12 protein-coding genes, 1 other RNA gene and 1 pseudogene are annotated in these 13609 nt (G+C 67.9%); 3 read left to right on the forward strand and 11 right to left on the reverse strand.

The genetic code is table 11. From position 1 onward, the window contains the following. Positions 1-8: 8 nt before the first annotated feature. The 3 genes from MYXE_RS10050 to MYXE_RS10060 are packed head-to-tail and all read right to left on the reverse strand — an operon-like array spanning position 9 to position 4134. Complete coding sequence (locus MYXE_RS10050) at positions 9-1226, reverse strand: cytochrome P450 (RefSeq protein WP_085196080.1); 1218 nt, start codon at positions 1224-1226, stop codon at positions 9-11. Then, a complete protein-coding gene (locus MYXE_RS10055) occupies positions 1223-2944 on the reverse strand; it encodes an N-acyl-D-amino-acid deacylase family protein (protein ID WP_085196078.1) in 1722 nt (573 codons plus the stop codon). The genes MYXE_RS10050 and MYXE_RS10055 overlap by 4 nt, the downstream gene beginning before the upstream one ends. Further along, positions 2938-4134 carry an amidohydrolase family protein gene (locus MYXE_RS10060; protein ID WP_085196076.1) on the reverse strand — a complete coding sequence of 399 codons (1197 nt, stop codon included), beginning with the start codon at positions 4132-4134 and terminating at the stop codon, positions 2938-2940. The genes MYXE_RS10055 and MYXE_RS10060 overlap by 7 nt, the downstream gene beginning before the upstream one ends. A 222-nt stretch (positions 4135-4356) precedes the next feature. Between MYXE_RS10060 and MYXE_RS10065 the strand changes: the two are divergent. Continuing rightward, positions 4357-4540 (forward strand): annotated as a pseudogene (locus tag MYXE_RS10065) (hypothetical protein). Between the two features lie 15 nt (positions 4541-4555). Here MYXE_RS10065 and MYXE_RS10070 read toward each other — a convergent pair. The 3 genes from MYXE_RS10070 to MYXE_RS10080 are packed head-to-tail and all read right to left on the reverse strand — an operon-like array spanning position 4556 to position 6751. After that, positions 4556-4951 (reverse strand): type II toxin-antitoxin system VapC family toxin, encoded by a 396-nt coding sequence (locus MYXE_RS10070; RefSeq protein WP_085196074.1) that lies wholly within the window; start codon positions 4949-4951, stop codon positions 4556-4558. Positions 4952-4959: 8 nt separating this feature from the next. Next, on the reverse strand, positions 4960-5211 hold the full coding sequence (locus MYXE_RS10075) for a ribbon-helix-helix domain-containing protein (protein WP_003918807.1): 252 nt from the start codon (positions 5209-5211) through the stop codon (positions 4960-4962). A 55-nt stretch (positions 5212-5266) separates the two neighbouring features. Further along, positions 5267-6751, reverse strand: coding sequence for an aldehyde dehydrogenase family protein (locus MYXE_RS10080; protein ID WP_085196072.1), 1485 nt, complete (start codon positions 6749-6751; stop codon positions 5267-5269). A 104-nt stretch (positions 6752-6855) separates the two neighbouring features. On the opposite strand from MYXE_RS10080, the gene MYXE_RS10085 reads away from it, so the two are divergent. Beyond that, positions 6856-7947, forward strand: a complete 1092-nt coding sequence (locus MYXE_RS10085) for a Zn-dependent alcohol dehydrogenase (RefSeq protein WP_197904892.1) — start codon at positions 6856-6858, stop codon at positions 7945-7947. On the opposite strand, the gene MYXE_RS10090 is transcribed toward MYXE_RS10085, so the two are convergent. The 3 genes from MYXE_RS10090 to MYXE_RS10100 form a co-directional block, all read right to left on the reverse strand. After that, entirely contained in the window at positions 7931-8125 is a 195-nt protein-coding gene (locus tag MYXE_RS10090; RefSeq protein WP_003918803.1) for a ferredoxin, read from the reverse strand. The genes MYXE_RS10085 and MYXE_RS10090 overlap by 17 nt on opposite strands. 102 nt (positions 8126-8227) lie before the next feature. Next, positions 8228-9412 carry a cytochrome P450 gene (locus MYXE_RS10095; protein ID WP_003918802.1) on the reverse strand — a complete coding sequence of 395 codons (1185 nt, stop codon included), beginning with the start codon at positions 9410-9412 and terminating at the stop codon, positions 8228-8230. A gap of 62 nt (positions 9413-9474) precedes the next feature. Beyond that, positions 9475-10191: a 2OG-Fe(II) oxygenase gene (locus MYXE_RS10100; RefSeq protein WP_085196068.1), complete on the reverse strand. Its 717-nt coding sequence runs from the start codon at positions 10189-10191 to the stop codon at positions 9475-9477. A gap of 153 nt (positions 10192-10344) precedes the next feature. Between MYXE_RS10100 and rnpB the strand changes: the two genes are divergently transcribed. Beyond that, positions 10345-10752, forward strand: an RNA gene (rnpB, locus tag MYXE_RS10105) — RNase P RNA component class A. A 25-nt stretch (positions 10753-10777) separates the two neighbouring features. On the opposite strand, the gene MYXE_RS10110 is transcribed toward rnpB, so the two are convergent. Beyond that, the gene (locus MYXE_RS10110) at positions 10778-12274 is read right to left on the reverse strand and encodes a CYTH and CHAD domain-containing protein (protein WP_085196066.1); all 1497 of its coding nucleotides are present in this window, start codon (positions 12272-12274) and stop codon (positions 10778-10780) included. Positions 12275-12412: 138 nt separating this feature from the next. Then, positions 12413-13258, reverse strand: a complete 846-nt coding sequence (gene panB, locus MYXE_RS10115; RefSeq protein WP_085196064.1) for a 3-methyl-2-oxobutanoate hydroxymethyltransferase — start codon at positions 13256-13258, stop codon at positions 12413-12415. Positions 13259-13609: the final 351 nt, after the last annotated feature.

Raw genomic sequence — 13609 nt, forward strand, 5'->3', positions numbered from 1 at the left:
CGCGGCTCTCATGGGGCAGGGGTGAACTTCACCGGCAGCGCGACCGGCGACCGGAACGCCACCCCGACGACCCGCGGCTTCGGTGCGTTCGGGTCTAGCCGCAGATCCGGCAACCGGTCCAGTAGCGCGTTGATCGCCACGCTGGCTTCCATCCGCGCCAGATGCATGCCCAGGCACAAGTGCGGCCCCCCGCCGAATGTCAAGTGCGCGATGTTTTTTCGGGTCGGGTCGAAACGGTCCGGGTCCGGGTAGCGCGCCGGGTCCCGGTTGGCGGCGGCGACGCTGACGTTGACGTTGGTGCCCGCGGGGATCTCCACGCCGTCGAGCACGCAGTCGCGGGCCGCCACCCGCATGACCGAGGTGATCGGCGGCTCCCAGCGCAATGCTTCTTCGAGGGCACCGCGCACCAGGACACGGTCGGCGCGCACCGCGTCGAGCAGCGCGGGCTCACACAGCAGCGCGGTCAGCAGGTTGCCGGAAGCCCGATACGTCGTCTCCACGCCGGCCGGCAGAATCAGCAGCAGGAACGCGAAGATCTCGTCGTCGGTCAAGCGGGCGCCGTCGATCTCGCTCTGCGCCAGCGTGCTGATCAGGTCGTCTTGTGGGTCGCGGCGCCGCTCGGCAAGCACCGTCGCAAAGTACTCCTTCAACGCCGCCGAGGCGGCGATACCGCGATCCCAGTCGTAAACCACGTTGAGCAGCTCGATCGAGAGCCGTTGAAAGCGCGGGTAATCCGCGCGCGGTAAGCCCATGATTCGGGCGATGACCTGGACCGGAAACGCGAAGGTGAACTCGCGCACCAACTCGGCGCGCCCGCGCGGCGCGAACCGGTCGATGAGCTCGTCGACCACCACCTCCACCAGTTCGCTGCGCCACCGCTCCAGCAGCGTGGTACGAAACGACGGCGACACCAGGGCGCGGCTGGCGCGGTGCTCGGCGCCCTCCAGTTCCAGCAGGGTGCGCCCCATCACCGGGCCCATGATCTGCTCATAGATCGACGAGGAGAACCTGTCGGGGTTGGTGAGCACCGCCTGGCATTCGTCGTAGCCGAGCACCGTCACCCCCGCCACCCCCAGGGTGTGGCTGGCCGTCTCGGTAAACGGATTGCCCACCATCACACGATGTTTCGTCCGCGCTTCGCGCAGCCGCTCGTGCACGTTCTCCACCTGCATGAGCAGCCCGCCCTGCAGTTCGGCCGGGTCGAATTCGTCGACGGCCGGGTTCACGACGCCGTCACCGTGTCGGTGTCACGCCCCGACCGCAGCACCGTACCCGGCATCGCGCCGGTGGCCGCGCCGTCGCGACAGACCTCGACGCCGCCGACCCACACCGAGCTGATGCCCTGGGCGTCGGCGACCAAACGGGGCGCCCCGGCAGGCAGGTCGTAGCGGGTGCGCTCGGGCCCGTGGTCGACGGTCGCCGGGTCGAACAGCACCAAATCGGCGTGCCAGCCCGGGCTGATCCGGCCCCGGTGGCGCAGCCCGTAGAGCCGGGCGGGCACATCGGTGATCAGCCGCACCGCTTCCTCAAGCGTCACCACCTGGTAGTCGCGCACGCCACGCCCGAGCAGCGACGTGGTATAGATCGCACCGCACATCATGTCGAGGTGGGCACCGGCATCCGAGCCGCCGATGACCGCGTGGGGGTGACGCCACACCTCGGCGCGTGCCCGCCAGTCAGCGGAGTCGTCGCCGGTCGACGGCGGGCTCAGCCCGGTGCGCAGTTCGTCGGCAACCACGATGTCACACAACGTGTCGAACGGCTCAGCACCGCGTGCCGCAGCGACCTCACCCACGGAACGCCCAGTGGCGTCAACGTTTTCGGGTGCGAACGTCTCGACGACGATCAGCCGCTCCCACTGCGACAGTCCCCGCAGCACGCCGGCCTCCTCCGACTGGGCACCCTCGTTGAGGCGGCGGCGCACCTGCGGATCGGCGAGCGCCTTGAGCCGCTCGGGCACCGGCAGATGCATGGTCTCGCGCCAGCCCGGAAACCCGTCGAGCACAAAGCCGGTCAAGAACGACAGCCGAATCTTCATGGTGTGCGGCAAGGTGAGCGCCACCACCCGCCCGCCGCGCTGCGCGGCGACCTCGGAGGCCCGCAGTTGCCCCTTGTGCCCAGCGGGGTTCGCCGCCGACACCCCCAGCACGTTCCAGTTCAGCGGCCTGTCGGCGGCCAGCGACATTTCGGTGAGCAGCGCGATCTCGTCGTCGGTGAAGCCGGACAGGCAACCAGGGACGATCGCTTCGAGCGTGGTGCCTGGATGACCGCGCACACCGGCGGCCAGGGCCACCAGCTCGTCGCGGGATGCGGCACGCGACGGCACGGGCTGGCCGGCGCCGTCGTTGTGGGTGTGCGACTGCGACGTCGAAAACCCCAGCGCCCCATCGGCTAGCGCATCTTCGAGCAACTTCACCATGCGTTCGATCTGTTCGTCGCTGGCCTGTCCGCCGACTGCGTCGTCGCCCATCACCGCGAGCCGCAGCGCCGAATGCCCAACCAGAAACCCGGCATTGACGGCGGTATGGCCCTCGAGCCGTTTGAGCCAGTCACCGAACGAGGACCACTGCCAGTCCAGCCCGGCCCGCAATGCATCCAGCGGCATGCCTTCCACCCTCGCCAGCATCCGGGTCAGGTAATCCTGTTGACCGGCCGCCGCGGGTGCCAGCGTAAACCCGCAATTGCCACCGAAGACCGTGGTGACACCGTGCTGCACCGACGGGCTGGCGGTCGGGTCCCAAAACAGCTGCGCGTCGTAGTGGGTGTGCAGGTCGACAAATCCCGGTGCAAGGGTCAAACCTTGCGCATCAACAGTTTTCGAGGCCAGCTCATCGATGTCGCCGACGGCGGCGATGCGCCCGTCTTTAACACCGACCGCACCGCGGCGAGCTGGTGCCCCGGTGCCGTCGACGATGTTGGCGTCACGGACTAGCAGGTCTAGCATGGCCCCTCCTTGAGCCAGCCGATATCCGGCAACGGGTGGCGGAAAAGCTCGGCGGCGTTGCGGTGCGTGATCCGCGCGGCGTCCTCGGCGGACAAGCCCGCGACGTTGCGCGCCACCACCTGTTGGGTGTCCGGCCACGTAGAGTCGGCGTGCGGATAGTCGCTTTCGACCAGAATGCGGTCGGCCCCAATCGCATCCAGCGCCCCGAAAGCGTGCGGATCGTCGATCGAGCAGAACCAGAAGTTGCGGTGCAGCACCTCGCTGGGCAACAGATCACTTTTCCAGGACCCGGCATCGCGTCCCGACGCCGAATGGGCGAGCACGTAATCGGCCCGGTCGGCGAGCATGGCCGCCCAGCCCAGCCCGCCCTCGGCCAGGGTGATGTTCAGCCGTGGGAAGCGCACCGGCACACCGGACCACAGCATGTCCGCGCAGGCCACCAAACCGTTGACCGGAAACAACGTGGTGATGGTCTCGAATGGGGTGTCCGGCGCGGGAATCGGCGCCCACTGCGCCGACCCGGTGTGCAGGCACACCACGGTGTCGGTCTCCTCGCAGGCGGCGAAGAACGGATCCCACACGCCGGTGTGCAGGCTCGGCAGTCCGCACTGGGCCGGCAGCTCCGGGAAGCTGACCGCCTTGAAGCCGCGCTCAGCGTTGCGGCGCACCTCGTCGGCGGCCAGCTGCGGGTCGGCCAGCCACGGCAGCTGCAGCGGGATGATCCGCTCCGGGAAGCTGCCGGCCCAGACCTCCAGATGCCAGTCGTTCCACGCCCGCAGCACCGCCAGCCCCAGCTCGGGGTCCTTGCTCTTCCAGAACACCGTGCCGGAGAACCCGGCGATCAGCGACGGGAAGTTCAGCGACGCCCAAATGCCTGCCAAGTCCATGTCGGCGATGCGGGCCTTGATGTCCCAACAACCGCGCCGCATCTCGTCGAACCGGGCGGGCTCCATGCTCCATTCCTCGGGCGGCCGACCGACCACCGCATTGAGCCCCACATTGGGGTATTCGCCGTCCTCGTAGCGCCAGACCTGGCGCCCGTCGCCGGTTTCGACGACCTTCGGGGCCCGCTCGGCCAGCGCGGCCGGCAGTCGGCCATCGAACATGTCGGGTGGCTCGATGACGTGGTCGTCGACAGAGATCACGACGTGCTGACGCTTCCGGGGAGCGGGGTCTGGCAGCAACGCCATACCTGATGACTATCGTCGGTTTCCGCTGTAAGTCAATACCGGATCAACTACCGAATTGACTACCGGATCGACTACCGGGGCACCGGTTGGCGCACGAACGCCCGCGGCCGTCACGCGGTCAGTGCCGGGGGTCTGCCCGCCGACCGAGAACACAATCGGTGTGGCAGCAGCTATAGCCTGAGGCGGAAATCCACGACCCGCAGCTGCGCATAGGGTTCGACCATGCAGACAGTGCTGTTCACGCTTGGCCTGGTCTTGTTTTTGCTCGGCCTGCTCACCGGGTTCGCCGTTCCGGCGCTGAAGAACCCGCGCCTCTTCGGCAAAGGAAAGGTTCGTCAGTTTTCTCTTGGTGTCTCTCGCGGTGTCCATCGTGGTAGGCGTCGGCATCGTCATCATCGGGCTCTGACTATTCCTCGGTCGGTCAGGACAGTCGCTTGATTCCCGGGTAGACGTCGAAGCCGCGGTCGAAGCTCATCAACTGAGCGATGTTGTGGCGGTTCATCACAGCGATATGCAGCGCATCCCGCGCGGACAAGCGTTGGTAGCGCAACAGCGTGTCCTTTGCCTCTTCTGCCTCGGTGCGCCCGATCGGCAGCACATCGTCCACCACGCCGAGGATCGCATCGAACGCGGGCTGGATCGCGTCACGCCTGTTGATTGCTACATACCGATGACAGATTTCCTGCAGTACCTCGGCGTCGGTCACCAGCCGTTCGGCGGTGGACAGTGCCGATTCCAGCAGACGTTGCGCATCCAGCTTGTGCGGGTGAGAGGCACCCACTAGGTACATGGGCACGTTCGAGTCGACGAGGATCACGGTCGCAGTTAAGAAGTCGCCGTGTATCCGCGCTCGACCTCCTCGAGCATCTGGGCAATGTCGGCGGTCGGGTACTCATGGCGCGCCGCGGTCCGAACAGCGCGCAGTTTGGCGGTGAGGTCGCTGCCCGGCTCGCGCCCCTGTGCTTCGCGCAACGTGCGACGGACCCACTCGGAGACGGTCGTTCGGTGCCGGCGTGCAATCTTCTGCAGCTGTTCCCACTCTTCCTCGTCGAGGAGAACCTGCAGTCGCTTACTCATGCAATGAGTATAGATGGCTCATACAGGGTTCATCTGCGGTCTGATACCGGATCGACTACCGGGGCACCGGTTGGCGCACGAACACCCGCGGCTGGGTAAAGGCCCGGATGCCCTCGACCCCGAGCTCTCGGCCGAGGCCCGACTGGCGCGCGCCGCCGAATGGCAGCCGCGGATCCTGCGCCGCCATCCCGTGACAGTTGATGCTGACCGTGCCGGCGACCAGCTGCTCGGCGACACGGTCGGCCAGCGCCTCGTCAGCCGACCACACCGACGCGGTCAACCCGAACTCGGTGGCGTTAGCTGCGGCCACCGCCTCGTCGATGTTGTCGTAGCCGAAGATCGGCAATACCGGACCGAACTGCTCCTCGGTGGCCAGCGCCGAGTCGGGTGGTAAATCGGTGACCACGGTCGGCAGCACGAAGTAGCCCCCGGCACCGGCGTCGGCGTCGCGGATCCGGCCGGCGGTGCGCACTGTCGCCCCGTGGGCCTTGGCGTCGGCGACTAGGGCGTCAACCCGATTCCGTCCGGCCGCGGTGTGCAACGGGCCCAGAGTGGTCTCGTCGGCCAAGCCGTCGCCGACCACCTCGCGGTCGCACCGGGCCAGCACCGCGTCGGCCAGCTCACCGACGCGCCGCTTGGGGGCGTAGAGCCGTTTGATGGCCATGCACACCTGGCCGCAGGTGGTGTAGGTCGCGGTCACCAGCTGGTCGACCAGCTGGTCGGTGATGTCGAGATCGGGCGCGATGATCGCGGGGTCGTTGCCGCCGAGCTCGAGCAGCACCGGCGTGAGCCGTTGCGCGGCGGCCGCCATGACCGCGCGGCCGGTGGCGACTCCGCCGGTCAGCGAGACGACGTCGATGCCCGGGTGGCTGACCAGCGCCTGGCCCAGCTCGTGCCCGGGCCCAGCCAGCATGTTCACCACCCCGGGCGGCAGCGCGGCGGCGAACGCCGCGCCGAACTGCAGCGCGGCCAGCGGGCATGTCGGTGGCACCTTGACCACCGCGGTGTTGCCCGCGGTCAGCGCCGACGTCAACTTGGTCATCGACACGGCCAGCGGCCAATTGAACGGAAGCACAAGGGCGGCAACGCCGTAGGGCTCGCGGTGCAACCGCGGATATCTCGACGCCGGGTCGACCTGCTCGGGTGCGAGCGCCGTTTCCGCCATGGCTGCCAGGATTGATGCGACGGCCGGCGCCATGGCGATTTCCGAGCCAGCCTCCGACAGCACCTTGCCATGCTCGCGCGTGTAGAGCCGCGCGGTGTCCTGCGCGGTGAGCTGTTCGGACGCTGTGGTCGCCGCAGCGATCACGGCAGCGACCCGGTCGCCGACATCGCGTGCCCGCCACGCGGGCGCCGCTCGGCGCGCCGCCTGCACCGAGGCGTCGAGCTGGGCGTGATCGGCGGCGGGAGCTTGGCCCACGGTCTCGGCGGGTCGCGCTGGATTGTGCACGAGGTAAGTGCCCGCGCCGCCTTCCTGCGGCCGGCCGCCGATGGTGAGCACCGCCGCGGCTTGCGCGGGTGCTTTCGCCGACGTGGTCATGGGTGTCTCCCTTCCCCGGCGCGACCTGGCGGCAACCCCGCTTGACCTGGTCCAGCGGTCACGCCATGGTAAGTCACTGTGACGCGGATCTCAGATGGCCTGCCGTGAAGGCGGTCGTGCTGCGGGCGGCCGGCCAGCCGAGTGCGGTCGAGGAGATCACGTTGCGGCCGGTCGGGCGTCGAGAGGTGCGGGTGCAGGTGGCCGCGAGCGGCGTCTGCCATACGGATTTGTCGGTGCGCGATGGCGGCATGCCGGCGCTGCTGCCCTGCACCCTCGGGCACGAGGGCGCAGGCGTCGTCACCGAGATCGGCGATGATGTCACCGCAGTGGCCCCCGGTGACCACGTGGTGCTCACCTGGAACGTGCCGTGTCGCTCCTGCCCGTACTGCCTGCGCGGCGAGGCCCACCTGTGCCCGCAAGGCATCGCCCACGCGTTCGGCGAGCCGTACGCCGAGAGTGCGGCCGGCCCGGTGTGGCCGTCGATGGGCGCGGCGACCCTGGCCGAACACACGCTGGTGCCGGCCGCCGCGGTGGTGCCGATCGATCGGTCGCTGCCGCTGGACCACGCCGCGTTGCTGGCGTGCGGGGTCACTACCGGGGTCGGAGCGGTGATACGCAGCGCGGCCGTCCGCCCGGGCCAGAGCGTTCTTGTAATCGGTTGCGGCGGAGTCGGTTTGGCTGCGATCCAAGGCGCACGGATGGCCGGTGCGGCACGAATCATCGCCGCGGACCGAGCGGCAGGACAGCTTCCCGCCGCGACGGTCAACGGCGCCACCGATGCCATCGACGCGGCCGAGGTCGACGTGGTCAGCGCGGTCCGGGATCTCACCGGGGGCATCGGGGTGGATCATGCGATCGAGGTGGTGGGCAAGCCGGTCACCATCCGCGCCGCGTACGACGCCACCCGCCGCGGCGGCACGGTGACGATCGTCGGTGCGGCCGACATCGAGGAGGCGGTGACGTTTTCCGCGCTGTCGCTGATGGCCGACGGCAAGACGATCCGCGGCAGCGTCTATGGGGCAAGCGATCCGGCCCGCGACATTCCGGTCCTTGTCGAGCTTGCGTTGCGCGGCCGACTCGACCTGGAGGCGCTGGTAACGCGGCGCATCGGCATCGACGACGTCGAAGCCGCGTTTACCGACATGGCCGCGGGTCGCGGCGCACGCAGCGTGGTGTGTTTCAGCGAGACAGCGTGATCGCTTGCTCCGGGCAGTTCTGTTCAGCATTGGCGGCCTGCTCCTCAAGCGGGCCCGACACGTCGGCAACGCGCACGACGGAATGCCCGCACTCGTCGGCGTCGAAGACCTCAGGCGCCAAGCTGTAGCAGCGTCCATGTCCTGTACAGCGATCCGGATCGACGATCACTTTCACCATTGCCGCCGCTCCTCCTCATCGCTTCGCTCTGCATCGTCGCCGGCGCGCACCATTGGCGCCGCTCCTCCTCATCGCTTCGCTCTGCATCGTCGCCGGCGCGTTTCATGGTGTGCCGACGGGGAAGGTCAGCGGCAGCGCCTCCACCGATCGCAGTCCTCGGGTGTATTTGAGCTCGGTCCCGGGCGGGATCTCGTAATCGGGGATGCGGCGGTGGAACTCGTGCAAAGCCACCCGAAGCTCCATGCGGGCCAGATGCGACCCGAGGCAGCGGTGCGGGCCCGCGCCGAACGCACGGTGCCGGTTCGGGTTACGCCGGAAGTCGACGACCTCGGGGTCGGGGAACTCGGCCGGGTCGGTGTTGGCCGCGCCGAGCAACGGGCTGACCCGCTCGCCCTTGCTGATCGGGCATCCGCCGACTTCGACGTCCTGCATGGCGACCCGAGCAACCCCCGGCACCGGTGTCTCCCAACGCAATAGCTCTTCAATGGCGCTGGGCAGGATGTCGGGCTGCTCGACGAGCAGCCGGCGCTGCTCGGGATGGCGCGCCAGGTAGACGAAAAAGCAGTCGAGCGAATCAGTGACGGTGTCGAGCCCCGCGATGAGGAACAAGAAGCAGATGTCGAGAAGCTCCTCACGCGACAGCGGTTGACCCTCCACGTCCGCGGCGATCAGCGCTGACAGCACGTCGTCACGCGGATGGGCGATGTGGTCGTCGATGGCCCGCTCGAAGTAGTCGTAGATCTGCCGGGCCGCGGGTGCGGCCGCCTGCCCGTGCTTTTCGTAGCCCCGCACCCCCTCGGGGCGGATCACACCGTCCTTCCATGCCAAGAATTTGTCCAAGTCCTCCAGCGGCAGCCCGAGCAGCTGGAGAAATACCGTACACGGCAGCGGCACCGCGAACTCGGCGTGAAAGTCGCACTCGCCGCGATCGGCGAAGCCGTCGATCATCTCGTTCACCAGCTTGGTGACTTCCGGTTCCCGCCGGGCCATCTCGCGCGGGGTGAACAGCGGATCAAGGATCCGCCGGTACTTCGCATGCTCAGGTGGATCGATCTGCAGCGGGATCAGCGGCCGCAGGTTACCCAGATCGACCGCGTCCATGTTCGACGAGAACAGCTCGGTGTGCTTGAGCGCCATCTCGATGTCGGAGAGCCGGCTGAGCACCACCGCCTGTGGTGAGCGGAATACCGGGGCGGACTCGCGCAGTGCCTTGTACATCGGCTGTGGTTCCGCGACCCCCATCATGGTCTGGTCGACGTAGTCCTGCGCGTTACGTTCTGAGGTCATGGTGTCAGCCTGGCACCTATCCGACTGATGGGCAACAGTATGAGCAACTGTTGCTCGCTTTTTCAGGCCGCGTCGTGAAAGATCAGCCCCAGCGCATACCGCTCGCCGGAGCGAACGACCGAGACACCGTGGCGCACTGGTGCCGCCGACCAGCCTCGCGCCGACCGCACCGGCCGGTCTCTGGTGGTGAACACGTAGCCGTGTCCCTGCGGCAGCTGTGTTGCGGTGCCGCGGGACTGCGCCCGCGGCCGCTGCTCGACGAGCAGGAACTCGCCGCCGGTGTAGTCGGTGTCCGGGTCGCTGAGATTGATCACCACTTGAAGGGGAAACACCAACTCGCCGTAGAGGTCTCGGTGCAAAGCGTTCCAGTCGCCGGTGCGATACTTCAGCAGCAGGGCGGTCGGCCTGGTCTGACCTGCAGCGTGGCAGGTGTTCAACCAGTCAGCGAGGCTGTCCGGCCACGGGTTGCCCCGGCCGAGCTTGCCCCACCAATCCCGGGCTATCGGCAGCAGCCGCGGATACAGCGCCTCTTTCAGGCACGCGATCGGCTCGGGATACGGCTCGCGGAAGTACCGATATTCCCCGGCGCCGTAGCGGTGGCGCCCCATGTCGACGGTGGCGCGGAACAGCTTGTCGTGGGCGTAGAGCGTGCGCAGCCGAGCCGCCTCAGCGCGGGTAAGCAGGCGGGGGAGCAGCGCGCCGCCATAGTCGTTGACGTGTGCGGCGATCGCTTCCCAGTCGGCGGAGTCGACGCGCGTGTGCCACCGGGTGGAGGGCATCGCCGGACACCGTCCTCGTGTGCTCTGGTCACGGTTGTTACCGACAACCTAAACCCACAGCTGGGCCGATCGCGGAATGCCTGCGGCTGGGCGAGGGTTGACTGTCACGGCTGGTCCCGGCAGCGCACGCCGAGTACGGTGGAAGGTCGCGGACGAGTTGGCCGGGCGGCCGCGGCTCTCCCTGGTCCGCAGGACCAGGCGAGTCGAGGAAAGTCCGGACTTCACAGAGCAGGGTGGTTGCTAACAGCAACCCGGGGTGACCCGCGGGAAAGTGCCACAGAAAACAGACCGCCACCTTCGCGGTGGTAAGGGTGAAACGGTGCGGTAAGAGCGCACCAGCATCCCGGGTGACCGGGATGGCTAGGCAAACCCCACCCGAAGCAAGGCCAAGAAGACCGCACCCGGTGCGGTCGCGCAGGCGCTTGAGGGTTGCTCGCCCGAGCCTGCGGGTAGGCCGCTTGAGGCACCCGGTGACGGTGTGTCCAGATGGATGGTCGCCGCCCCGCTGCCGCTATTCGCGGTGGCGGGGAACAGAATCCGGCTTACAGGCCAACTCGTCCGCCCCTGTCGGGACCACCACCCCGGCCTAGCGCCGCATGTTGCGCAAGGCTTTGTCGAGCTTTCGCAGTGCGGGTTCCAGCTGGCGGCGGCAGTTTTCGGCCAAGTCGGCCTCTTGCTGGTACAGCAAACCGTAGGTGAAGGTGTCTTCGCCGGCGGCGTGCGCGGCGTCGGCCTGCTGAATCAGATGCTGCCGGCTGACCACGCTGTCCTGGTGATCGCCGAGCAAGGTTTGGATGGCCTTCGCCTGCTCTGCGACCTTCGTCGCGTCCATCGCCGCCGCCATATAGCGAAGTCGCTTGGCCCTCTTGCGGATTCGGTGCAACGCGTCGTTGCGTTCGGCTTCGGTGGCCTTGGCCGCGGCCTTAGCGGCCTTGCGTACCCGCTGGTAGGCGGCGTCGATGGTCACCGGCGCCTGTTCGGGTGAAGCCGCCGGTGGTTTCGCGACCACCGCGTCCAGCGCGTCGAGCAGCCGGAAGTATCGCTGCGAGTGCAGTGCCGTCAACGATCGCTGCAGCCCAGTCTCATAGCGGCGCCGGGCCTCGTCGACAAGACGCTCTCGCACACGTCCGCGCACCAGCTCCGGCGGCAGGTGGTCGAGTGCTTGCTGGTAACGCTGGGCGAGGACCTCGGCGTCACGGGCCGCGCCCAGCACCGCGGCTAGCTCCCGAAGTTCGTCGAGGATCCAGGTGTTGTCGGACAGGCCGAACGAGTCCTGCGCGGCCTGAAGCAGGCTTCGAATTTTGCGGATGGTCACCCGCATCTGATGGACGGCGTCCTCGGTGTTGGCGCGCACGGCGCGATCCCACACCAGCAGATTGTCGACCTGCTCGGCCAGCGCCTGCTGCACTGGGTCGGCGGGAGGTTCCCGCTCGCCGTCCCGGGACACCGCGAGCACCCGCGCCAGCTTGGATCCGTGCCGGGCCGGCACCGCCCCGGCGTCGAACAGCCGGTTGCTCAGCCGCTCCAGCAGCTCGACACCGGCGGTGTCGGTGTTGCGGAGCTCCAATTCCCACTCACGCCATCGCTGCTCGGTAGGCTCGCCGCCGCCGGACCCCTCCGACCAGGCCGTGACCTGGTCGTCGCAAAACTCGGCCAGCACAGCGTCGTCGGCGCCATACATCACGCGCACCTGGCGGACGGTGGTGATCCGCGCGACCGGAGCCAGCGGGCGGTCGCGCACGATCGCGCGCACCACGTCGACCAACTCCTCGGGGACCTCGTCGTCGCCGTCTCGGGCCGCCAACGGAGCGCGGACCTCGGTGCGGCAATCCGGGCCGGCGGGCAACTTCAGATGCCAACCGTCGTCCGTCCCACCCGTGCGCCGGCGCAGCGTGACCCCCTTGAACGCCAGGTCATGACCGGGGGTGTCGAAGTACACCGCCTCCAGCGTCTGTGCGGGTAACTTCTCTACCCGGGTGACCGCGGCGATGCCGTCGAACGACGGCGGCACCGTCGAGTCGACCACGTCGAACTTGCGCTCCATTTCCATATGACGTGAGGTGTCTGGAGCCTCGACGGGCATGGCTGCCTCCGGCACAGCGTCGCCGCAACGGTGGATACGGGTCCAGCCTGCCACACCGCACTATGTAGGCGCGAGCAGACGCAAAATCCCCCGAAACGGTCCGTGTTAGGGGGATTTTGCGGCTGCTCGCGCGTACTGTCAGAAACTGTGCTCGTCGGCGGGGAAAGTCCCGCTAGCTACCTCTTGGGCGTATTGCATTGCGGCACGGCGTAATTCGCCCGCGACATCGCCGAAACGCTTGACAAAGCGGGCAGTTTTGCCGCCGGTGAGCCCGGCCATGTCCTGCCAGACCAGCACCTGGGCGTCACAGTTCGGACCGGCCCCGATGCCGATGGTCGGGATGGTCAGCTTCCCGGTGATCTGGGTAGCCAACTCGGCGGGAACCATCTCCATCACAACGGAAAACGCCCCGGCTTCGGCGACGGCGATCGCGTCGGCGATGGTCTGCTCCGCGGCGTCGCCGCGGCCCTGCACCCGAAATCCGCCCAGGCTGTTGACGCTTTGCGGGGTAAACCCGATGTGCGCCATCACCGGAATCCCGGCGGCTGTCAGGGCAGCGATCTGCTGGGTGACCCGTTCACCTCCCTCGAGCTTGACCGCGTGCGCGCCGCCCTCTTTCATGAAGCGGGTGGCCGTGGCCAGCGCTGCAGCGGGTCCTGGCTCGTAGCTACCGAATGGCAGGTCGGCGACGACGAGCGCGTGCGGCGCGCCCCGCACCACGCCGCGAACCAGCGGGATGAGCTCGTCGACCGAGATCGGCACGGTCGTGTCGTAGCCGTAGACCACATTGGCGGCCGAATCACCAACCAGCAGCACCGGTATGCCGGCGTCGTCGAAAATCCGGGCCGTCGAGTAGTCGTAGGCGGTCAGCATCGCCCACTTGTGGCCGTCGGCCTTCATCTTCTGCAGGTGGTGGACGCGGGTCTTGGTTCGCGGCGCAGGGGTGGCGTTCGACGCCGCCCCGTAAACGGTGTGCTCAGACATCGTTGTCCTTGGGTGTTGGTCGGTTCGATCCTCGTGGCCCCGCTGGGTCCCCGGGTTCGTTGGACAGTGCCAGTCTGCCATCTGCCGCAGCCAACACCTACAGCAGGTGCAGTGGACTTTGTCACACCCGCAGTCGTTAAGCGATTCCGGCGCCGCCGCGGCGGCGCGGACATACCATCTGCGCATGGTGCGTCCAGAAAGCTGGATCAGGCTAGCGGGTGGAAGTCCCGTCCCGGTAAGCACCGGAGCGCCGGGTAGCAGGCCCCGGTTCGTCGCTGAGAGGCGACGGGCTAAGCGGGGTGTCAAGAGCCTCTTTGGAGGGAGCAAGTGCACGGGCCGTAGCAGCATCGC

It is taken from the genome of Mycobacterium xenopi (genome assembly GCF_009936235.1).
GTDB lineage: Bacteria > Actinomycetota > Actinomycetes > Mycobacteriales > Mycobacteriaceae > Mycobacterium > Mycobacterium xenopi.